The sequence below is a fragment of the Spiroplasma endosymbiont of Seladonia tumulorum genome (genome assembly GCF_964020235.1).
In the GTDB taxonomy this organism is placed as follows: Bacteria; Bacillota_I; Bacilli_A; order Mycoplasmatales; family Mycoplasmataceae; genus Spiroplasma.
Window position 1 is genome coordinate 1,954,272 of record NZ_OZ026545.1, and the last position, 23,289, is coordinate 1,977,560.

Annotated in this window: 24 protein-coding genes and 1 pseudogene; 13 read left to right on the forward strand and 12 right to left on the reverse strand. The window is 24.5% G+C overall.

All coding sequences use genetic code 4. The annotated features are described in order from the left end of the window. Positions 1-21 precede the first annotated feature (21 nt). Positions 22-951, reverse strand: coding sequence for an IS3 family transposase (locus AACL22_RS12495; protein ID WP_338993112.1), 930 nt, complete (start codon positions 949-951; stop codon positions 22-24). After that, positions 918-1,181: a hypothetical protein gene (locus tag AACL22_RS12500; RefSeq protein WP_338988671.1), complete on the reverse strand. Its 264-nt coding sequence runs from the start codon at positions 1,179-1,181 to the stop codon at positions 918-920. The genes AACL22_RS12495 and AACL22_RS12500 overlap by 34 nt, the downstream gene beginning before the upstream one ends. A gap of 366 nt (positions 1,182-1,547) precedes the next feature. Between AACL22_RS12500 and AACL22_RS12505 the strand changes: the two genes are divergently transcribed. The 4 genes from AACL22_RS12505 (at position 1,548) to AACL22_RS12520 (ending at position 4,116) form a co-directional block, all read left to right on the forward strand. Then, positions 1,548-2,210 carry a UPF0236 family transposase-like protein gene (locus AACL22_RS12505; protein WP_338992581.1) on the forward strand — a complete coding sequence of 221 codons (663 nt, stop codon included), beginning with the start codon at positions 1,548-1,550 and terminating at the stop codon, positions 2,208-2,210. 46 nt (positions 2,211-2,256) lie between these two features. Beyond that, on the forward strand, positions 2,257-2,520 hold the full coding sequence (locus tag AACL22_RS12510) for a hypothetical protein (protein ID WP_338988774.1): 264 nt from the start codon (positions 2,257-2,259) through the stop codon (positions 2,518-2,520). A 140-nt stretch (positions 2,521-2,660) separates the two neighbouring features. Beyond that, entirely contained in the window at positions 2,661-3,413 is a 753-nt protein-coding gene (locus tag AACL22_RS12515; RefSeq protein ID WP_338993114.1) for an IS3 family transposase, read from the forward strand. Between the two features lie 175 nt (positions 3,414-3,588). Further along, positions 3,589-4,116, forward strand: coding sequence for a hypothetical protein (locus tag AACL22_RS12520; RefSeq protein WP_338992583.1), 528 nt, complete (start codon positions 3,589-3,591; stop codon positions 4,114-4,116). A 301-nt stretch (positions 4,117-4,417) separates the two neighbouring features. Here the strand turns inward: AACL22_RS12520 and AACL22_RS12525 are convergent, their stop codons facing one another. From AACL22_RS12525 to AACL22_RS12545, 5 genes are all read right to left on the reverse strand, one after another. Then, a complete protein-coding gene (locus AACL22_RS12525; protein WP_338992585.1) occupies positions 4,418-5,536 on the reverse strand; it encodes a hypothetical protein in 1,119 nt (372 codons plus the stop codon). A gap of 20 nt (positions 5,537-5,556) precedes the next feature. Next, positions 5,557-6,462, reverse strand: coding sequence for a hypothetical protein (locus AACL22_RS12530; RefSeq protein ID WP_338992588.1), 906 nt, complete (start codon positions 6,460-6,462; stop codon positions 5,557-5,559). A 6-nt stretch (positions 6,463-6,468) separates the two neighbouring features. After that, positions 6,469-7,230, reverse strand: a complete 762-nt coding sequence (locus AACL22_RS12535; RefSeq protein ID WP_338992591.1) for a hypothetical protein — start codon at positions 7,228-7,230, stop codon at positions 6,469-6,471. Positions 7,231-7,429: 199 nt separating this feature from the next. Continuing rightward, positions 7,430-7,921 carry a hypothetical protein gene (locus tag AACL22_RS12540; protein WP_338992593.1) on the reverse strand — a complete coding sequence of 164 codons (492 nt, stop codon included), beginning with the start codon at positions 7,919-7,921 and terminating at the stop codon, positions 7,430-7,432. After that, the gene (locus tag AACL22_RS12545) at positions 7,876-8,160 is read right to left on the reverse strand and encodes a hypothetical protein (RefSeq protein WP_338989094.1); all 285 of its coding nucleotides are present in this window, start codon (positions 8,158-8,160) and stop codon (positions 7,876-7,878) included. Before AACL22_RS12545 ends, AACL22_RS12540 begins: the two co-directional genes overlap by 46 nt. Before the next feature lie 839 nt (positions 8,161-8,999). Here AACL22_RS12545 and AACL22_RS13960 point away from each other — a divergent pair. Next, positions 9,000-9,958 (forward strand): annotated as a pseudogene (locus AACL22_RS13960) (MATE family efflux transporter); the annotation flags it as partial. A 131-nt stretch (positions 9,959-10,089) separates the two neighbouring features. Next, positions 10,090-11,115, forward strand: a complete 1,026-nt coding sequence (locus AACL22_RS12565) for a hypothetical protein (RefSeq protein WP_338992601.1) — start codon at positions 10,090-10,092, stop codon at positions 11,113-11,115. Between the two features lie 87 nt (positions 11,116-11,202). Here the strand turns inward: AACL22_RS12565 and AACL22_RS12570 are convergent, their stop codons facing one another. Continuing rightward, complete coding sequence (locus AACL22_RS12570) at positions 11,203-11,463, reverse strand: hypothetical protein (protein WP_338992604.1); 261 nt, start codon at positions 11,461-11,463, stop codon at positions 11,203-11,205. Positions 11,464-11,594: 131 nt separating this feature from the next. Between AACL22_RS12570 and thyA the strand changes: the two genes are divergently transcribed. Genes thyA through AACL22_RS12590 form a run of 4 tightly spaced genes read left to right on the forward strand, consistent with a single transcriptional unit; the run spans position 11,595 to position 15,069 of the window. Further along, positions 11,595-12,464 (forward strand): thymidylate synthase, encoded by an 870-nt coding sequence (gene thyA, locus AACL22_RS12575; RefSeq protein WP_338993116.1) that lies wholly within the window; start codon positions 11,595-11,597, stop codon positions 12,462-12,464. Further along, positions 12,464-12,946, forward strand: a complete 483-nt coding sequence (locus tag AACL22_RS12580; protein WP_338992606.1) for a dihydrofolate reductase — start codon at positions 12,464-12,466, stop codon at positions 12,944-12,946. The genes thyA and AACL22_RS12580 overlap by 1 nt, the downstream gene beginning before the upstream one ends. Position 12,947: 1 nt before the next feature. Next, complete coding sequence (locus AACL22_RS12585; RefSeq protein WP_338992608.1) at positions 12,948-13,739, forward strand: lysophospholipid acyltransferase family protein; 792 nt, start codon at positions 12,948-12,950, stop codon at positions 13,737-13,739. A gap of 19 nt (positions 13,740-13,758) precedes the next feature. Continuing rightward, positions 13,759-15,069: a thymidine phosphorylase gene (locus AACL22_RS12590; protein WP_338992610.1), complete on the forward strand. Its 1,311-nt coding sequence runs from the start codon at positions 13,759-13,761 to the stop codon at positions 15,067-15,069. A 15-nt stretch (positions 15,070-15,084) separates the two neighbouring features. Here the strand turns inward: AACL22_RS12590 and AACL22_RS12595 are convergent, their stop codons facing one another. The 3 genes from AACL22_RS12595 to AACL22_RS12605 all read right to left on the reverse strand — a co-directional run bounded on the left by AACL22_RS12595 (position 15,085) and on the right by AACL22_RS12605 (position 17,098). Then, on the reverse strand, positions 15,085-15,606 hold the full coding sequence (locus tag AACL22_RS12595; RefSeq protein WP_338993118.1) for a DDE-type integrase/transposase/recombinase: 522 nt from the start codon (positions 15,604-15,606) through the stop codon (positions 15,085-15,087). A 153-nt stretch (positions 15,607-15,759) separates the two neighbouring features. Then, positions 15,760-16,563 carry an Mbov_0401 family ICE element transposase-like protein gene (locus AACL22_RS12600; protein WP_338992612.1) on the reverse strand — a complete coding sequence of 268 codons (804 nt, stop codon included), beginning with the start codon at positions 16,561-16,563 and terminating at the stop codon, positions 15,760-15,762. Next, entirely contained in the window at positions 16,523-17,098 is a 576-nt protein-coding gene (locus tag AACL22_RS12605) for a UPF0236 family transposase-like protein (protein WP_338992614.1), read from the reverse strand. Before AACL22_RS12605 ends, AACL22_RS12600 begins: the two co-directional genes overlap by 41 nt. Positions 17,099-17,519: 421 nt before the next feature. Here AACL22_RS12605 and AACL22_RS12610 point away from each other — a divergent pair, with 421 nt between their 5' ends. Beyond that, positions 17,520-17,759 (forward strand): hypothetical protein, encoded by a 240-nt coding sequence (locus tag AACL22_RS12610; RefSeq protein ID WP_338991075.1) that lies wholly within the window; start codon positions 17,520-17,522, stop codon positions 17,757-17,759. A gap of 788 nt (positions 17,760-18,547) precedes the next feature. Here the strand turns inward: AACL22_RS12610 and AACL22_RS12615 are convergent. Next, on the reverse strand, positions 18,548-19,528 hold the full coding sequence (locus AACL22_RS12615; RefSeq protein ID WP_338993120.1) for an IS30 family transposase: 981 nt from the start codon (positions 19,526-19,528) through the stop codon (positions 18,548-18,550). Between the two features lie 66 nt (positions 19,529-19,594). Between AACL22_RS12615 and AACL22_RS12620 the strand changes: the two genes are divergently transcribed. Beyond that, positions 19,595-21,331 carry a hypothetical protein gene (locus AACL22_RS12620; protein ID WP_338992616.1) on the forward strand — a complete coding sequence of 579 codons (1,737 nt, stop codon included), beginning with the start codon at positions 19,595-19,597 and terminating at the stop codon, positions 21,329-21,331. Between the two features lie 454 nt (positions 21,332-21,785). Further along, positions 21,786-23,276, forward strand: coding sequence for a hypothetical protein (locus AACL22_RS12625; RefSeq protein ID WP_338992619.1), 1,491 nt, complete (start codon positions 21,786-21,788; stop codon positions 23,274-23,276). Positions 23,277-23,289 lie beyond the last annotated feature (13 nt).

The window sequence follows — 23,289 nt, forward strand, 5'->3', positions numbered from 1 at the left end:
CTTGCTGTTTTTGGATTAAATTTAGAGTGCACCCATTTTAGTAAGTACTAATAAAAAAGTATTTACTATTTTTTTAATTATATCTTTTTCTTTACGATTTGAATATCATGTATTTCATTTTATAACATCTTGTATATATTCTTCATGTGAATTATATATTTTATTATGGATTGTAGCTTTCTTAAGTAATGAATGAAAACTTTCTATAACAATATTATCTGCACAGTGGTAATTTTTTCCCATTGAAATTGTAATACCGTTAGATAAACATTTATCGTGATAAATAGTGGATGTATATTGATATCCGTGATCTGAGTGAATTATTATTCCATTCAGATCTTTTTTTATTAATTTTATTTTATTAATTGCATCATTTAAATTATCCATTACTAATTTATTGTCATTATATTTAGATCACTTTACATCAACTATTTCTTTAGTATATCCATCAATAATTGTTGATTGATAATATCTTTCTCCTTTTCAAATTAAATATGTTACATCAGTATATAGTACTGAAAACCTTGTTTTTATATCATTGAATTTACGATTAATTAAATCAGGATATTGCAATAAGCTTTTTTCTTTATTCTGTTTATATTTCATTTTTCTTCTCATTTTTCTTACATATTCAGGTTGTATTTGATTATCACGCATAATTCTTAAAACTTTTTTTGAATTATATTTTATACCATAATCTTCCTTTAAATATTTAGTAATTCTTCGATAACCAAATTGTTTTAAATTTTCTTCATAGACTTTTACAATATCATTTATTGCTTTTTTATCTTTTTTGCTACTGTCATAATTTTTATATTTATCTCAATAACTACGTTTTAACCCTGTTACTTCTAGTAATAATTTTATTGAATATTCACAAAAATTTTGTTTAATAAAAGAGACAATTCTTAGTTTGCTTAATTGTAAAAGTCATGGAGCTTTTTTAATAATTCATACCTTGTTTTATAATATTCTAAATTTCTTTTGCCAAAAGAAATTTTAGGTCCTTTAGGATTGTTTAATTTTCCTTTTTTATGATTTGCTCATCAAGATTCTACTGTATTTGCATTTATATTATATTGTTTTGCTACTATTCAACAACTTTTTTGTTTAATTTCCTCAATGATTTTTGTTCTAAATTCTGATGTATATTTGTTATATTTTTGTCCTTTTTTTGCCATATAAAAATGCACCCCCTATAAAAATTTAGCAAAATCTTTTTTTATTTTACTTACTTTTTGGGGTGCACTCTAATTCTTTCATTTTTTACTCCTTTTTGCATATTAAAATTGCTATTATTTAATAAATATGATTAAATAAAAGAGTAAAAAAGTCCTGTTAAATATACAAAAGAACTCTCACAAGTTCTTTTTTATTATTTATATTTTACATCAAAATAAAAAAAGTAAAGTAATTTACTTTTTTCAGTTAAATTAATTTGCTAATAATTAACACTTAAATTATAACATACTAAATAAAAAGTGCTATCTTTTTTGCATTTTTATTATTTTTATGTTAATGTGTGAAATTAAGAAAGAGGGTAAAAAATGATAAATATTGATGAAAACTTTTTTAACAACTTTAATATTTTATTAGATAAACAAAGTATTGAAATTATTCAACAAAATTTAGAAAATTCTGATGAATGAATTTTTAAAAATTATAAAATTGATGAAACTTTAAAAGAATTTAAAGATTATAAAGTAAAAGAAATAAAACCAAGAACATTAACTATTTTAAATGGAAAAGTAACTTTTAAAAGAAGAAAATATTATAAAATTAATCCAGAAACAGGTAAAAAAGAATATATTTTTCCTTTGGATAAACTTTTAGGCATTGAAAAATGACAAAGAATAGATAATACTGTTAAAGAAAAAATATTATCATTTATTGGTAATAAAAAAACATATCAAGATATTTTAGATACTATGGAACATGTAAAAATTTGTATAAAAACAATTTCAAATATTATGAAAAATGCAAAAACTGATAAAGAATATTACCTTAATAAAACTGATAAAAAAATAAAGATACCTCATACTTTATATATTCAAATTGATGGAACTTATTTAAAAATGTGAAATGAAAAGAAAAAAGGAAAAGAAAAAATAAAAAAACATAGTATATTTTCAACTGTTCATACTGGTTTTGATAAAACAAAATCAACTAAAAAAAGACCTGGTATAGAGTGCACCCCAAAAAGTAAGTAAAATAAAAAAAGATTTTGCTAAATTTTTATAGGGGGTGCATTTTTATATGGCAAAAAAAGGACAAAAATATAACAAATATACATCAGAATTTAGAACAAAAATCATTGAGGAAATTAAACAAAAAAGTTGTTGAATAGTAGCAAAACAATATAATATAAATGCAAATACAGTAGAATCTTGATGAGCAAATCATAAAAAAGGAAAATTAAACAATCCTAAAGGACCTAAAATTTCTTTTGCCAAAAGAAATTTAGAATATTATAAAACAAGGTATGAATTATTAAAAAAGCTCCATGACTTTTACAATTAAGCAAACTAAGAATTGTCTCTTTTATTAAACAAAATTTTTGTGAATATTCAATAAAATTATTACTAGAAGTAACAGGGTTAAAACGTAGTTATTGAGATAAATATAAAAATTATGACAGTAGCAAAAAAGATAAAAAAGCAATAAATGATATTGTAAAAGTCTATGAAGAAAATTTAAAACAATTTGGTTATCGAAGAATTACTAAATATTTAAAGGAAGATTATGGTATAAAATATAATTCAAAAAAAGTTTTAAGAATTATGCGTGATAATCAAATACAATCTGAATATGTAAGAAAAATGAGAAGAAAAATGAAATATAAACAGAATAAAGAAAAAAGCTTATTGCAATATCTTGATTTAATTAATCGTAAATTCAATGATATAAAAACAAGGTTTTCAGTACTATATACTGATGTAACATATTTAATTTGAAAAGGAGAAAGATATTATCAATCAACAATTATTGATGGATATACTAAAGAAATAGTTGATGTAAAGTGATCTAAATATAATGACAATAAATTAGTAATGGATAATTTAAATGATGCAATTAATAAAATAAAATTAATAAAAAAAGATCTGAATGGAATAATAATTCACTCAGATCACGGATATCAATATACATCCACTATTTATCACGATAAATGTTTATCTAACGGTATTACAATTTCAATGGGAAAAAATTACCACTGTGCAGATAATATTGTTATAGAAAGTTTTCATTCATTACTTAAGAAAGCTACAATCCATAATAAAATATATAATTCACATGAAGAATATATACAAGATGTTATAAAATGAAATACATGATATTCAAATCGTAAAGAAAAAGATATAATTAAAAAAAGTAAATACTTTTTATTAGTACTTACTAAAATGGGTGCACTCTAGTAATTGCAAATAAATTAGGAGTTATAGAACTAGATAATATTCCAGAATATATTAAAAAAATAGTAAATTAATTAATTTTGTTAGTAAATTACTTACATTAATTACAAGTTATTATGATATTAATGACAATATTGAATTTATGGTATTAGGAGATGGTGCACCTTGAATTAAAAATATGGCAAAATTTATTCAAGAATATTTTCCTAAAAATAAAGTACATTACACGATAGATAAATTTCATTTTACAAGTAGATTTAAAAAATTATATCCTTATCAAAGTAAAAACAAAGAAAACAGAGAAACGTATTATAAAGCAATCGATTATTTTTTTAATGCTAAATATGAAGAATTATTAGAATGTTTAGAAAACAGTGCTTCTTTTATAAAAGAAGCAAAAATGAAATTCTTAAAAGAGACAATTAAATTAATTAAAAATAATGAAGAAGGTGTCAGAAATCAAACATTATGAAATAATATTGGTTGTCATATTGAGGGTGATATATCACATTACTGTAAAGGTGTTTTGGCTAAAAAAGCAACTTATCATGAAAAAACCCTTAAAAATAAATTAAATACTAGTATGATGAATTTTAAAAATACAATTAATTTATTTAATACTAATGAACCTTCCAAAGAAAGAATTAATTATTCAGTTAATAATTTTGCAAATAATAATTTACAACCAAACTTATATTTTTATTAATTTTATCTAATAAATTAAATAACTTTAATAAAAATGTATTTTTGTCGTGAAAAAATTTTAAAAAAATATAAAAATATATTGACATTAAAATTAAAAGTAATAAAATTTAAAAAAGTAAGTGGTATTTTTATTCCACAATTTCTAAGATATTAATTAAAACCCTTAAATAATACATACAGCCTAATTGTTAAATCTTTAATAACAATATTATTTGTTTCATTTTTAATTGATTCATCTTGCTTAATTGTTATGCTTTCATAAGAATTAGCTGCTAAAAATGAAAAAATTGATTTTTGTGATATTATTTCAAAATATAATGTGTTACAAATTTATTAGCAGATGCATAATCTGTTATTGAAATTGATATTTTATAGTAATATTTTGTTAAATCATAATCTGGAATTTTAAATGTTAATTTTTCGTTTGCTTCTGGATAATTAATTAATTCTCAATCATTGCCACTACTAATAGATATATCACCACTACCAAATAATGAATTACCATTAATAGTTTTAATATTTGTTCCACTTATTAATTTATCTTGTTTATTTCCTAGAAAATTATCAACTGCATTTTTATTATAATAATTACTTTTTAAATCTTGTGATGTTTTTACAATATATTTACCATCAACTTTTTCAATATAATCTTTATTTAAATCACTATCTTTAATAACATCTGATGGAATTTCACCACTTTGTTTTGCTTTTCAAACATTATTTTCATAATAAATAGTGTCATTATCAAACGGAACAATAATTTTAATATATTCGTTATAATCAATTTTAGAAAAATCATTAACAGTTGGATAAAAAATATTTATTGAATTATCTGTTTGTAATCGTTCTTTTAATCAAAATAATAATGTTGGATAAAAAGTTTTTTTACTAATATGCTTATATTCTTCTTCTCATGGATGAGCATAATTATCTAAACTATAATTATATGGTCTAGATACTGTTTTACTAGATATAATATCAATTATTTCACCGGCTAATTTTAAAGCATTTTTAACATCTCTGGTAATATTTTCATTTGCTTCAGGGTCATTAGTTTGTGAATAAGCAACTCCACCTTGTGAAAATGAAGCACTACCAGTTAAATCATTAACTCCTTTTGGTAAATATCAATTTATAACTGCTAATAAACAAGCAGATTGAATATAACTTAATCATTTATCATATTCAATTAAACCAGTATTATCTTTTTTTACTCATAGAAGTAAATCTTTTTTATTAATTTTATCGGAAATTGTCCCACCTGATAATCTATCCATTCATAAACTAGTTTTTAAAATAGCATTATAAATTAAATTATCATTATAAGCAGATTGTTTTCTATCATTAATAGGTTGTCAAAGTTTACTTTCTTTAACATCTTCAACTGTTATAAATAACAAATTACTTAAATTATTTTCCATATAAAACACCTCTTAATTGATTACGATATTTTTTTTAAATTACTTGGCTTATAACTATTAACTCTTGTTTTTGTTTTCTTAATTGTTTTAATAGTTTGATTAGTTTTGTAAAACATATTTTTAACTGGTGTTTTATATAAATTCTTAATATTTTTAACATCACTTCGACGTTCACGATACCATTTTTTATTATTAATTTCACCAGCAAAATTAAAATTAAAATGTCCAATTTTTAAATTATTAATAAACTTTTTAATTTGTTGTAATTTTTGAACTGTTGGTAATGTTAATTTAGTAGTTCCTTTGGGATATTTTTCTTTTAATGCTTGTGGTAATCGTTTTTTAATATAATCTCTTAAATGACTAGGTAATCATTTTCTTAATCAATAACGCCAAAATAAAGTTCCTGCATTAGATACAGCATTACTTAATAATTTTCAAATTTCAACTGGAACACTAGGATAAACATATGGACCATAAAATTTTGGATGTTTTGCTGTTTTTGTATATATTAAAATAGTTAAATTATCTGTTAAAGTTAACTTATTTGTAATATTAAACATACCACTATCAAGTCAACTACTATTTAAAGGTTGTCAATTAGTATTTAAATAATTTTCATTTTTAAATTGTTCTCTATTTTTAATATTATTATCTTTTTCTAATTGACTTAATATTTGTTGTATTTCTTTTTTATGACCTTTTTTAATTAAATCTAAATAAGTAAATGGATTTAATCACTGATAAATATCTTCAACTTTATTTGTAATTTTATTATATTTATCACTAATATAATTAATTGGCTTTAATATTTTATTTTTAACTTGATTAACTCTATTAATTAAATTTACAAATTTACTTATTAAAGGTTTATTTTTTAAATTAGATACTAATAAAGTTAAAACGCGTAATATTAGTAAATTCATTTTATATTAACCTTGATTATTTGGTTTTGATTCTGGTTTTGATGCTGAAATTAGATAATCAACTGGAACTCTAAAAGTTTTATTTAGATTACTTTTAGCGGCAGTAATTTCATCTTGGCTTGGTTGTTTTTCCAAAATAATTTTACATGTTTTTGGATATAAAATAGTTGGTGTTGCATATTGAACTTTACCAATTCATTTAGGGTTAGCAGTATCATTATCTAAAACTTGTTGAATAATATCCATATTAATTGGATATGCTCATACTTGTTTATTTAAAAATAAACCATTTACATTAGTAAAATTATAACCTTTATCACGGTTAACTTGTCCTTTTGTATATGTTTTTTCTAAATGAAAACTTTTTGATACAGGAATACCCATTGCTGTATTTTCATATAATTCACCATTAACCATTGCTTTTAATTGAGCTTGTGAACCAATTACTTTTAAATAAGCAGGTGTTAATCCTAAATATGATCTTCGACCTAAAACCATAAACATTTTATCTGTTGGTAAACCAAAATATAAATTACTAATTTGATTTGTTAATTCAATCAAAGTTTCATTTAATGTAAAGAATGCTTTATTTGCATCATCTGCATTTTCGGCTGTATAACTACGAAATGGAATTACTTCATATTGACCATCTGCTAAACAATAATCATAAATAGCCTGAATTAATTCACATTCTAAATTAACAAATTTATTTTGCACAACACTAGAAATAGCATCAGCAATAACGCCATTTCAAAAAAGCAGATACAACTGACGGATTATAAATTGATAATGTTGAGTAATTTAATCCTTCTCACTGACATTTAGCCGAACAAGCATCAACTTCAACACCCCCAGCAACCAGTGCCTTAATTTTAGTTTTAATTGGGTTTTCATGTAATCTAACAGTTAATTCTAATTTATTAACTTTTTTATTTTAGATTTATTAGTTATTGATTTTTTAAGTAAATTACTTTTTGTTTGTGCCATTTTTATCAACTCCTTCTGTTATAAAATATTGTAAATGTTTTCAAGCATCGTGTTCGTGCTCTGTCATTTTAATATTTCCTTTATAAATATAATTTTTCTTAACAACTGGCGATTGTAAAACATAATTTAAATTAAATAGATATTTACATAAAACTTTTAAACCACCAATAAATTTAGGAGTAGATAATGGATTTTTTATTTTTAAACCCTTATGAAGTTGATAATCTTCAATTATTACAATAACTTTATTTAAATAAGAACAAATTTTATTTTTAAACTCATTTAATATTAAATACATATTATTTATTGCTTCTTCTTCATTTTTAGAATTAAAAGTAATATTATTAATTATTTTCTTTTGCAAAACATTATAAATAATCATACCAGTTTGTCCAATTCCAGCAGGGTCAATTGCAATAATATATTTTAATTTATTTGTTTTATTTTTTTGTCAATTTGTAATATTTTTCATCCATCGGATGCTAAATCTAAAATATCGTTAATTTTGTAATGTTGCATATAAGAAGCAATTACATCTCAATTGTTTTCAAATAAAATTAAGTACATTTTGGCTCATTCTAAACATTGCAAATCATAATGCTTTTTATGATGTGAAATACGACAATTAACAGGCTGACAATTAACTCAATCAAATGACGTTGTTATTTCATTTCAAGTTTTATTAATATACAAACTTTTATATTCTGTCATTTATCTATACTCCTTAATTATTTTTATTTGTTGCTCAAATTTCATCATTAATATCATTTACCGTTACTAGATAAGCTCGTATCATTAATTCTTGTAATTTATTTTTAATTTTTTTATTTCATTTTTTCATCAAATATTTTCCTTTTTGTAAAAAAACATAATATTCCTTTATTGGTTAATATTTTGATATTTAGTAAATAATTTATTTTAGTATTTAATTACTTCGCCGCCCGCTTCACTTTGAAGGTGAGCGGGGGCGGGATAAGATATTTTGATAGAGTTTACCCCATACGGAAATAAACAAAGAAACAGTTTGCCCAGTTATTAATTACGCTTCATCCATCCCTAGACAACTTTATATAAAGAAAATAACCTTTTGGAGTTCCAACCCTCTTGTTTTTTTAGTGTCCGATATTATTTTTTTCGGTTTAACAGCACTCTTTTTATGAAAACAAGCAAAAAACACGCGCTCTGACATTTCGCAAGTGATTAATCTTGCCGAGAATTAAAGAAATAAATAGGAGTAGTAAATCCAATCGCTTTCACACTTTCTTTAAGGATTCGTGCCATAGATGAGTTATTCATCTTTAAGCATCAAAATATTAAATTTTAAGTGCCGCATTATTCATCGGATAATACCTTTATTGAAAGGATTTATAAAAATATCGTTTATTTTGTGTAGGGAAAACAGAATTTAATCTGTTTTTTTATGATAAAAGTTCTAAATTTAAAGATACTATCCGATGAATAATGCAAATAAATTTATGTTTTTTAATATAAAATAAAAAAAACAATCTCACAAGAGTTGTTTTTTGCCGGTTCATCGTACAGGACGCCATACAATTGGAGCAATTGCAATTAATGTCTTATTTTCTTCTTGTTTTTGTAAAATATGGTCGAATGTTGTTAGAAGGTACAATGTTAGGAACAATTATTTCATGAATTTTTATTATTGTTTCATTAATTTGTATTTATTATAATAAAAATTCTTATTTACGATTTCATTGGCGTGATCTTTTTTATTTACATAAAACAACAATTAAAGAAATTTTTCGATTAGGTTTTTCATCTTTTATTAATAATTTAGGTGCTGTTTTAGTTTCAATTTTATCATCAACAATTATTTCATCATTACCAGGACAATTTATTCAACGCTAGCAATATGGTTTAGCATCCTTCCAATTATTTGATAGTGCGATAAGTCCTTGAATTGCTTTTTTTACTGCAATTGCATTAGGGATTGCACAAGGGATGAAAACAATTATTGGGTATAATTATGGAGCAAAAAAATATTTACGAATGTATCAAACTTGTTGATATGGATTAGTAATTATTAGTGGTTGATTACTTTTTACTTTATTATTATTTATTGCTCTTGGGCCACAATTGTTAATGGCTTTTGCTTTTCCTGCTGATTTAGTTGATGAATATCGGTGAATAGCAGTTTTAATGTTAATGAGTTATCCTTGTGCTGCTATTTCATTTTTAGGTGTTTCGTTATTTCAAGGGATGAATAACGCACGAAAAGCAGCATTATGCTCTTAATTTCGTGCTTTTATTGTGTTACCAATTTTAATGTTATGTGGATATTTTTTAGCACATGAATTATCGGATGGCACAGGCCAAAGTAATATTTATTATTTTATATTATTTAGGGTTAAATGATTTAATTTCAGCTATCATTGTAGGTATTATTTTATATTTATTTTGATACAAACATCGTTATCATATTTTTAATGAAGTTGATGAAAAAGATCAAGAATATTTGCAAAGTAAAAAACAACAAACAAGGTATTAAACTTAAATAAAATGGTAAACAATTATATACCTTTCTAATAATTATGACAATAGTTTATTTTAATTTTACTTAAATATGTGATATAATTTATCTATAAGAAAAGTGGGCATATTGATATGGAGGGGTATAGCATGAATAATAATGATCCAAAATTTAGTGGTGGAAATGAAAATCATTTTAATTCGTTTGAAAATAACAATAGTTTTGGCAATGATAATTTATTAAACCAAAATGCACCAGTAACACCACTAACAAAACCAATTAGAGTTTCTGGTAATCCAAACGATTTTAAAACAAAAACTAATCCACCTTTTAATTCTTCTTACATTTCAAAAGCTTTGGGAATTAATGGAACAGAAGTTAAACCGCAACATAATAAACCAATTTATCAACCAATTATTTATCAACCATTTGTTATGCCTATTATGCCTAATCCAATGAATGCGATGGGAATGGGGGCATATAATCCGATGATGGGTTATCCGCAAATGTTCCTTTATCCAATGATGCCACAATTTCCAATGATGATGGGTTATCCGCAAATGTCACAATATCCCGGAATGTTAACTTATCCTCCAATGGCAGGACCAGAAGTAGAACAACAATTTGCTGGTCAAGATTCTAATTTTAATAAAAGACAGTATTCGCAAGATTCAGGTCGTCATTACGCAATTATGAATCCAGATTTGATGAAACAACAACAGGGAATCAATAACGATTTTGATGATAATTTTGATGATACGTTTAATGAGGAAACTCCTTTTGGGGCAAACCATGATTTTAATCAAACAAATGACTTTGGTAGTGCTAATTTTTCTGGTCAAAATGATTTTGGCCAAGGAAATTCAAATTTTGGACCAACACCAGATTTTAATGCAGCACCAAGCTTTAGTTCATCACCTGATTTTGCTCCATCAGATGGTTTTAATAATAGCAATGTTTTGGGTAAAATTGATGCAACAAAAATGCCATTTCAATATGATGAAGAAACAAGCAAGCGAAAATTACCAGTTTGAGCAATAGTTTTAATTGTTGTGCTAGTACTTTTAGTTTTAGCAGTTATAACAATTGCAATGTTGTATTTTAATATAGAAGCAGTTCATGACTTAATTAATGGTTGATTTGGCTTTGATGTACCATTTGAGCCGTGGTTTTAAAAATGTTATTTAATAACATTTTTTATTTATTTTAATAAAATAAAAAAAATCTAGACAAGGGTTAAAATCTAGATTTTTAACTATTATTTAAAATTTGAAAGGTTTTTTAAAACGATTAATTTTTTTAATAATTTGTTTATCATATTGACAATTATTATCTTTTTCTTTTAATATAATTTTAGTTTTATCAATAACATTTTGTTGATGAATTGAATTGCTTAAAATATATGCATAATCAAATTCGGCTTCATTTTCATATTTGCTTCGTAGAGGATTAAATGTGCCAGGAATAAATAAACTTAATGAAAATTTAATTTTTTTAATTATTTTTTTAAAAAATTTATTCATTACTGCTCACCTCTTTTAATTAGTAATATGATAACATAAAAAAATAATCTTGTTAAGATTTTTTTTTGATGATTTTATTTTTAAATAAGGTAAGATTTAAGTATATGAGAATAGAAAATAGGGTGAAAATGATGGAACAATATCTTAATATGGCTCGTTTTATTTTAGAACACGGGCAAGAAAAAAATGATCGAACAAATACGGGAACAATTTCTTTTTTTGGTTATCAAATGCGTTTTAATTTAAGCAAAGGATTTCCACTTTTAACAACAAAAAAAGTTCATTTTAAGTCAGTAGTTTATGAATTATTATGATTTATTAAAGGCGATACTAATATTAAATATTTAGTAGATCATGATGTTCGAATTTGAAATGAATGATCATATGAAAAATATCAAGCATCAGCAAAATATAATAATGAAACATTAGCTAAATTTGTTGAAAAAATTAAAACTGATGCAAATTTTGCTGCTGAATTTGGTGATTTAGGACCAGTATATGGGAAACAATGACGAAACTTTAACGGAGTTGATCAGTTAGCAAAATTATTAGAAAATTTAAAAAAGAATCCATATTCACGTCGTCATATTATTAGTGCCTGAAATCCAGCAGAAGTTGATGAGATGGTTTTACCACCATGTCATACTTTAATTCAGTTTTATGTTTCAAAAGATAAAAAATTAAGTTGTCAATTATATCAACGTAGTGCGGATGTTTTTTTAGGAGTCCCTTTTAATATAGCAAGTTATGCTTTATTAACCCATTTAATTGCCCAAGTTGTTGGTTTAGATGTTGGCGATTTTGTCCATACTTTAGGAGATTGTCATATTTATAAAAATCATTTTAATCAAATTAAAGAACAATTAACACGTTCTCCGCGAAAATTACCAACTTTGAAGTTAAATCAAACCATTACTTCGTTATTTGATTTTAAATTTGAAGATATTATGTTGGAAAATTATGACTCAGCCCCATTAATTAAAGGAACTGTCGCAGTATAATGATTAAGTTATTATGAGCAATGGATGAAAATAATTTAATTGGTCAAAATAACCAATTACCATGACATTTAAGAGAAGAATTACAGCATTTTAAAGAAACAACATTAGGGCAAACAATTTTATTTGGTCGATTAACTTATAAAGGAATTGGACGACCATTATCGAAACGAAAAACATTAGTTTTAACAAGACAACTTGATTATCAAATTAATCATCCGGATGTGGAAGTAGTAACTGATTTAACAGCAATTATTAATTTTTATCATCAAAATCCAAACGAAGATATTTATATTTGTGGGGGGAAAAAAATTTATGAGGCAACATTACCATATGCTGATGAATTAATCATTAGTTATATTAAGGGAAAATATCAAGGTGATACTTATTTTCCTTCGTTTGATTTAAACCAATTTACTTTAATTAAATCAAACGAATATCAGCAATTTGTAATAAAATATTATAAAAGAAAGGAACAAAGTTAAAATGTTAAATATTTGAAAAATTCTTCTGACATGACCACGATTTTTACGAACAATTACTAAGGCAAGGAGTATTAGTAAAAAAATTAAACGAGATCCAAATATTGTTTCAGAAGAATATCGTTATCATTGATTTCAAAAACAAACACGCTATATGTTATGAGTGCACGATGTTAAAATAATTGTTCATGATCGTGATAATTGAATTGATAAGGGTTGTTTAATGATTGCAAATCATCAATCGAATGTGGATCCGGCATTATTATTTGCTCTAAATGATTTTAATAAAACGGCACCTTGTGCATTTATTGCTAAAAAAGAATTACAAGATAACCGAACATATCGAAATTTCTTAACATTAATTGATGTTTTATTTTTAGATCGGGAAAACCCTCGCCAGGCCTTAGAAATTATTAAAGAGGCAAATGATTTAATTCGTGTACCACGAACAATGGTTGTTTTTCCGGAAGGAACACGAAGTCGCAGGCAAGAAATGGGAGAATTTCATGCTGGAAGTTTTAAAATTGCCCAGAAAGCACATGTTCCAATTATTCCTGTTTCAATTGTTAACTCTTATCCAATTTTTAATAAAGAATTTAAAAAAAGAGGGAAAAAGTATGTTCATGTTGTGTTTCATAAGCCAATTAAGCCAGATACGTTTATGACCAAATCAACTGAATTAATTGCAAATAATGTTAAACAAATTATTCAAAAAGGAATTGATCAATATCAAGATGTTGATCATAAAAAAGATTATGAAGAATATAAAACTTCATTAAAGAAAAAAACGACTTAAAAAAGGAAGGTATCGAATAGTGAATATTTTAAAATTAATTGATAAAAAGAAAAATGGACAAGAGTTATCACGAGAAGAAATTAACTTTATTGTCAAAGGATATACATCGGGGATTATTCCAGATTATCAAATGTCAGCTTTTTTAATGGCAATTTATTTTCAATCAATGTCAGTTACAGAAATTTCGTTTTTAACTGAAGCAATGATTAATTCAGGGAAAGTATATGATTTAACTACGATTCCTGGTTTTAAAGTTGATAAACATTCTTCTGGTGGAGTTGGTGATAAGGTTAGTTTAATTTATGTGCCTTTAGTTGCTTCATTTGGTTTAAAAGTGGCAAAAATGTCAGGACGAGGATTAGGCCAAACAGGAGGAACAATTGATAAGCTGGAAAGTATTCCCGGTTTTAAAGTTGAACTTTCTTTTAATGAATTTAAGGATGTTATTAATAAAACAAATTTATCAATTATGGCTCAATCTGATAATCTTGTTCCTGCTGATAAAAAGATTTATGCCTTACGGGATGTGACGGCAACAGTTGATTCATTACCATTAGTGGCAGCAAGTATTATGTGTAAAAAAATTGCGACTGGTAGTGATGGAATTGTGTTAGATGTTAAATGTGGTAGTGGCGCTTTTATGAAAACAATATCTGATGCACGGAAATTAGCACAAATTATGGTTGAACTTGGAATTAAATTTAATAAGAAGATTGCTGCTGAAATTACTAATATGACAGAACCATTAGGCCGTACTATCGGTAATGCAATTGAAATTTATGAAGCATTACAAACATTACGAGGGAAAGGACCTGATGATTTGACTTACATTGTATGTGAAGCAGCAGCTTTAAGTTTATGCCAAGCAGGGCTTTTTAAAGATTTAGCAATGGCAGTTAAATCTTGTGAAGAAAAATTACAAACGGAAGAACCGTTAAATTACTTCCGTGCTTTTGTGAACGAGCAAGGTGGAGATTTAAGTTTTATTGATAATGATTTAACTTTAAAAGAAGTATTAAAAGTAAAAAATATAGTTGAAATTAAAGCAACCCAAGCGGGATTTATGGAAATTATTGATACTAATGAGTTAGGATTATTAGCTGTTCGTTTAGGAGCTGGCCGTAATACAAAAGATGAAACAATTGATTATCATGCTGGTATTTATTTAAACAAAAAAACTGGTGAAAAAGTTGCAAAAAATGATGTTGTAATGACTTTATATACTAACCGTTATGTTACTGCCCCAGTTTATGATTGAGCACAACGAACTTTTCGAATTGTTTCAACAAAACCACCACAAGAAAAATTAGTTTATGAGATAATTCAATAAAAGTGATGCTTTAAGTTAGAGTGCACCCATTTTAGTAAGTACTAATAAAAAAGTATTTACTATTTTTTTAATTATATCTTTTTCTTTACGATTTGAATATCATGTATTTCATTTTATAACATCTTGTATATATTCTTCATGTGAATTATATATTTTATTATGGATTGTAGCTTTCTTAAGTAATGAATGAAAACTTTCTATAACAATATTATCTGCACAGTGGTAATTTTTTCCCATTGAAATTGTAATACCGTTAGATAAACATTTATCGTGATAAATAGTGGATGTATATTGATATCCGTGATCTGAGTGAATTATTATTCCATTCAGATCTTTTTTTATTAATTTTATTTTATTAATTGCATCATTTAAATTATCTATTACTAATTTATTGTCATTATATTTAGATCACTTTACATCAACTATTTCTTTAGTATATCCATCAATAATTGTTGATTGATAATATCTTTCTCCTTTTCAAATTAAATATGTTACATCAGTATATAGTAGGTTGTATGTATTATTTAAGGGTTTTAATTAATATCTTAAAAATTGTGGAATAAAAATACCACTTACTTATTTAAATTTTATTACTTTTAATTTTAATGTCAATATATTTTTATATTTTTTTTAAATTTTTTCACGACAAAAATACATTTTTATTAAAGTTATTTAATTTATTAGATAAAATTAATAAAAATATAAGTTTGGTTGTAAATTATTATTTGCAAAATTATTAACTGAATAATTAATTCTTTCTTTGGAAGGTTCATTGGTATTAAATAAATTAATTTTATTTTTAAAATTCATCATACTAGTATTTAATTTATTTTTAAGAGTTTTTTCATGATAAGTTGCTTTTTTAACCAAAACACCTTTACAGTAATGTGATATATCACCCTCAATATGACAACCAATATTATTTCATAATGTTTGATTTCTGACACCTTCTTCATTATTTTTAATTAATTTAATTGTCTCTTTTAAGAATTTCATTTTTGATTCTTTTATAAAAGAAGCACTGTTTTCTAAACATTCTAATAATTCTTCATATTTAGCATTAAAAAAATAATCGATTGCTTTATGGTACGTTTCTCTGTTTTCTTTGTTTTTACTTTGATAAGGATATAATTTTTTAAATCTACTTGTAAGGTGAAATTTATCTATCGTGTAATGTACTTTATTTTTAGGAAAATATTCTTGAATAAATTTTACAATATTTTTAATTCAAGGTGCGCCATCGCCTAATACCATAAATTCAATATTGTCATTAATATCATAATAACTGGTAATTAATGTAAATAATTTATTAACAAAATTAGTTAATTTACTATTTTTTTTAATATATTTTGGAATATTATCAAGTTCTATAACACCTAATTTATTTGCAATTACAGGTCTTTTTTTCGTTGATTTTACCTTATCAAAACCAGTATGAACAGTTGAAAATATACTATGTTTTTTTATTTTTTCTTTTCCTTTTTTTCTTTTCATTTCACATTTTTAAATAAGTTCCATCAATTTGAATATATAAAGTATGAGGTATCTTTATTTTTTTATCAGTTTTATTAAGATAATATTCTTTATCAGTTTTTGCATTTTTCATAATATTTGAAATTGTTTTTATACAAATTTTTACATGTTCCATAGTATCTAAAATATCTTGATATGTTTTTTTCTTGCCAATAAATGATAATATTTTTTCTTTAACAGAATTATTTATTCTTTGTCATTTTTCAATTCCTAAAAGTTTATCCAAAGGAAAAATATATTCTTCTTTACCTGTTTCTGGATTAATTTTATAATATTTTCTTCTTTTAAAAGTTATTTTCCCATTTAAAATAGTTAATGTTCTTGGTTTTATTTCTTTTACTTTATAATCTTTAAATTCTTTTAAAGTTTCATCAATTTTATAATTTTTAAAAATTCATTCATCAGAATTTTCTAAATTTTGTTGAATAATTTCAATACTTTGTATATATAACAAATTATTAAAATTCTTAAAAAAGTTGTTATCAATATTTATCATTTTTTACCCCCTTTTCTTAGTTCTACACATTAACACAAAAATAATAAAAATGCAAAAAAAAAAAAAGATATTATTTTTTATTTATTGTGCGTAAGGTCGCATGGAAAAAAGAAGGGTTTTAACAAATACATAAAAATTGAATAGAAATAATAAATTAAACCATTTACTAAAATGGTTTTTTTATTTGTTAAACCAAAATTATTAATTGATTCAGAGAAAGGACAGCATCTTAAATTCTTAAAATAGAAACTTTTATTACAACTTTTTGATACCCTCTTTAAGTTGTTTACACATTTATTAAATATCTTAGAAATCTTTATAAAGTGTACCTGTTTTTTCTCCAATTTTAAGGTGTTGTCCTTTCTCTGTTTCAGTTAATTAATTTGCTAATAAAAAAACTTAATAAAGGAAGGAGTAGGTAATGAAAATTAATAAGCAACAAACAATATGTGATGTTGATAATTGCTATAAAGCAATATCATTCATTATCGAAGAATTTTTATCAAATAAAGTTTTATGAACTTGTGAAAAACATAAAGATTTATTGAATAAAGTAAAAGATAAAACACAAAAGCGGTTTTATAAACGCTTAGAAAATTCAAAAATTATCTTTGATTATGAAACTGGTTTATTAAAACTTAAATTTTATAAAACAACTTAATGCAGAGCGGAACGGTTATTTTAAATAACTAAGTGTTTTTATTCCACCGCCGGCCGAGGCAAGTACTGAAATAGTGTATGAGGAAAAATGTAAATCGGCGCTGGTTCATTAGAACTAAGCGATAGTCGTGATAAGTCCAAGGTTAATATCAAACGACAATAAAAATAGAGATAGTGACTTTACAATTAAATTTGCGAAAAGTGTGGTTGGTTGGAGTTTTATAGCATTTGGTCCTTTAAAATGCGAGTGAATTTTTAATTTAAAAACTGAACGTCAAATCCCAGAGCAAAAGCACAAATGGGCACGGATAAAGGAAGACATATATGTCTGGCGTCAATATTAAAAAACAACTGTGGATTATTAAACATTCAAACAATTAACATATCGCCACCGCTCACCCCCAGTGAGGCGGATGACGTAGTAAGTAAATAGATAAATACTTATATAACTAATTCTCGCTTGGCACTTTCACTTGGGAGTGAGTGCCAGCGAGTTAAAACTAGGAGGAAAAAATAAATGACAGAATATAAAAGTAAATATATTAATAAAACTTGAAATGAAATAACAACATCATTTTATTGAGTTAATTGTCAACCTATTAATTGTCGTATTTCACATGGCGCTGTGTATATATAAACGGCAAATTTATATCTTGTTAAGTTAATAATAAAATATTTTTAATAAATTGCAACAACTTTTTCAGAAAAAATTAAATTTTTGTAATTTTATCTTATTTTATTCATATTTAAGCGCACTAAAAATAATTTATTAAATTTTAACTAATAAATTTATTTAAAATTTTGTAAAAACATTGTCTTTGCACTTAATCAATTTAAACATGGTCGGAGTTTATCATTTATAACATTAACTACTCAATCTATCATTTTTTGACTAATATTATTAAAATCAATTCCCTTAGAAAGGCAATATCTAAATTCACCGTTCATATGCTCAATTAATGGTTTTTGTTGTGGTTTACCGGGGTCACAAAAATAAACTTGTGTTTCAGCAAATATTTTCATTTCTCTTCATTTACTAAATTCTTTTCCTCTATCAGTTATTATTCCTTTAATTTTCCCAATTAAATTATTATTTTTAACAATATCTTTAAATTTTTCTAAAACTTCATTAGCAGTATTATTTTTTAATTTCATTACAAAATAATTTTTACTTGATTGTTCTACTAAAACTAAATTACTAGATTGATGGTCTTTTCCTACAACAGTATCCATTTCAAATCATCCAACATTAGAAACTTTATTTTCAATATCTCAAATTGATTTAAAGTTAGTTAATTTACCACGATTATCAGTTTTTCCTTTTGTTTTGTATTTTTTACCACGATGGGGTAAATTTTCTTTTTTTAATCCAAATTCACCTAAGCGAATTCATTTATACAATGTTTTAACACAAACAGGAAATTTAACACCAAATTCCAAGAAATAACGATAAATTAATTGTTCGGGTGTATCGTGGTATTTATTAAATCTTATTTTAATAAAATCTAACTGCTCTTTTGTAAATTTAGGTAGTTTTTTAATGAATTTTTTACGTTTTTGTTTATAATCTTTTTGTGCTTGATATGGATTATAATATTGTATATTTTTAAATCGCTTAATTTCTCTTTTAACAGTATTAACTCCACGACCCGTTTGTCGTGATATTTCAGATAAATTAATTGTGCCATTTTTCTTTTTACAAGTATCAGATAATAATAAATCTTTAAATAAATCTCGTTCATCAAATGTTAAATGTTTAAATTTTCTCATTTTTATACAAATTCCTTTCATTTTTTCTTATAATGTATTATATATAAAATAAAGAGGTCAATAAATATGCAAGAATTTAGTAAAATTAATAATAAAAAACGAATTACTAGTTATGAACATTTAAATAAAAAATATAATTTAAATTTTAGTGACTATAATTTTGGTTTTGATTGAGAAGTATTTAAAGATTTTGTTGGTGATAGTTATGCCCGATATTTTACTTCGCCATGTTTTTTTAAGTTTGTCTCAGCGGGGCGTGGTACTAATAAGACATGAAATCACCTAGCAGAAAAATTATTTTTTGCTTGTAATTTTACCGATGCTTCATCTAACATTTTACGAAGATATGCCAATACCCACGAAGATACTACATTTGGCGATACAATTAATGTCTGCAACTATCTATATGATAAATATGGGATTGATATAGGGTATGACAATGAAAATGGTATTGTTTGACCTAAAAATGTTAAAGAAGGTGGCGAAATTGTTTTTCCTAGTGGTGTTCGCATTGCTTTTGCTAGTTATGCTAATGGTAATAAAATTATGGGGAAAGTTGGTAAAGGTAGTGGTATTATATCAGCATGAACTGACGAAATGATACATGCTGAAGAAAAAGAAATCTTAACTGATAAAGAACTAGATAAAAGATATAATAATTTAAGAGTTTCAATGTTTCGTTCTAAAAGTTTAAAAGTGTCTTACGAAAAATACACGGATGAAAATGATAATGAACAATATAATTTAGATAATCCTATTCCAGTAAAAGAATTATCTTGGACATTTCAAGAATGAGACAACATAGCAAAACAATATATAACAGTTACAACATATTTTTATAAAACATATTCTAATCAATTTACCTTTAATCCTTTTGATAAATACCATATCTTTTATGAAAAATTTGTAACGCCATATTTACCTTTAAATGAAAGAATTAAAAATATTTTAAAAGAACACAATCAGGTATATTCAGAAAACAAACAAGCATTTAATGGTTTGGGTATTTTTAATTTGCGTTTAACTATGGGGGCTGTTTGAAATAAAATACCTGATATTACCAAAAAAATTGTTTTAGCAAATAAAGAAGAACGACCCGATTTATTTGAACTTGAATATTACGGTTTTGAATATAACGATAATGACCCCAGTATTTATGTTTTACGAAATTATCGTAAATATATTAAAGAGTATAATTTACAAGATTTTTATAATACAAATACAAAACAATATCAATTTGATAGTTATTCAATTGGTGTTGATTATGCTAATGGTAGTGAAGACCATACAGTATTTTTATTTAGTGGTTATAAAATTAATGAAAATAATGAATATGATAAATATTTAATTAAAGAAAATGTTGTTACCCCAAAAAACGCAATGAATTTAAATGAAATAGTTGAACATTACGGACAATGAATAATTAACTGTTTTGATAAATTTGATGGTTTTGAATATGCTACATTTTATTATGATATTAATGCTCATGACTTTATGCAAAAATTACAAGAAGATATTTACCCTTATTTAGGTTATAAAATTAAGATGTTTAAAGCCAAAAAACATCAGACATCCCTTAATAAAGAAGCGGGAATAATTAATCGTGTAACATGAATAAGAAAAATGTTTGTTCAAGGCAAAATATATGGTATATTATATAACTTCCCATTTTTAGATAAGTGTATTAGTGAATTAAGATTTAGCGATACCAAAACAAACACACCCGACAGTAAAATGTACCACGATCCATATGATGCTTTGTTTTATGGTTCTTATCCGTATCGCTTTAAAATGGGTATATAAAATGTATTATAATATTATTGAAATAAAATTAGAGAATATTTCAATTAATTTTTATCTATATTTTTATTAAATCTGTAATAGCAGATTTTTTAGGTTTTGGGCGAGCGGTTGATTTTCTTAAATTTTTGTGATAGAATGACTTACAAGTTAAAAAAGATTTTGAGGTTCTTTCAAACAAATTTGGGAACCTTTATAAAATTCTTCGCTTAACGCTTAGAATTTTTCCAAGTATTTTGAAAAGCGCGGCAAAAGTTTTTTTAAACTTTAAGGCATTTTTCGCAAGACTTATGAAAATCACCGCGAGCCCAGATTAGTACAATATAATCACAATAATAATCATTAAAATAACTTCCTTTCTCAAATATGTTTAAAAAGTGCTTGTATATATATATATATATATAATGTCAATAGATCTTGATAAAAATTTTCAAGATAAAAGAAAGGAAATAATAAAATGAAAAAACTTTTAAGTTTATTAAGTCTATTAACTATTGGTGGAACCGCTGTACCAACAACAATTGCTGCTAGCCCCTATCAAAAAGAAGAAACTAAATTAGAAATTAGTAAAGTTAATTATTCACAAAAAAATAATTTAGAAAAATTAAATAGAGTAAAAAGACAAGATAATAAAAAAAATAATATTGTTGGAATTTCAGAAATTGTTATTATAACAAATAAAAGTATTATTTCTTCCGGTGTAGTTTTAAATAATAAATTATACTTTGGTTCTTTTGATCATAATGTTTATGAATATAATCCTGAAACTGAACAACAAAAAGTTGTAATTACAACAAATGGAAGTATTTTATCTTCTGGAGTAGCTTTAAATAATAAATTATACTTTGGTTCAGAAGATAATAAAGTTTATGAATATAATCCTGAAACTGGACAACAAAAAGTTGTAATTACAACAAATGGTGGTATTTGATCTTCTGGGGTAGCTTTAAATAACAAATTATACTTTGGTTCAAAAGATAATAAAGTTTATGAATATGATACATTGCAATTAATTGAATCTAAAATTATTAATATGAGAGATCAAGTAAAAAGAGGGTTATATTTATATCATAAAAAACAAAATCCTAATTCTGAAATTAAACAGATTTTAAATATTAATTTAAAAAATTTAACAGAATCTGAACTTGTTTTAGAAGAAACACAAAAAAATAAATCATATAATTTAGAACAAGATCTTAATGATATTTGTAAAGATTCTAACTCAACATTTATAAATAATAGTAGTATTGAACAAATTCAAAATACAGTTTCTTGTTCTAAACAATTAACAGAAACAAATACATTTCAAAAAATAAATGGATTTTCTAAATCAGAAACAACATCAAATACTGATAATTGAAGTACAAATGTAAATACTAAAGTTACAGCAAAAGCTAGTAGTAATGCTGGTGTCCCTGTTGTTTTTGGTGCAAAACTTGAAGTTGCAGTTGAAGCTGGTGGTGGTTATACATGAGGGAAGTCAAAAACTTATACTATAACAGATACTTCAAATTCTTCTGAAACAGAAATTAAAACAACCACAAACACTACAACAATAACTGTTCCATCTCAACCAGTAAAGGTGCCACCACATAGTAAAATTTCAGTTTATGTTACTTCTTTACAAAATAATATAGAGCTTATTTTAAATTATTATCAAAAAATTGAAGGTATGGTTAGTGCAAAATTAATTGATAAAAATAATAATGAAATAATAGTTAATATTTCAATTAAAGATGCTATGCTTAGTTTATTTGAAAATGAAATTTTACCCTCAAAAATAAAAATAAATAATGATAATAGTATAAATTTTTACTATGATATTAAAAGTAAAAAAGAAATAATTATGCATCAGACTGAGATTGGGGAAGCTATTCCCTTAAATTCGGAAGAAAAAAATGTAACATTTAAAAATAAAAAAACAGATATAGTGGTAGTAAAGAATTAATTATAAACACGAT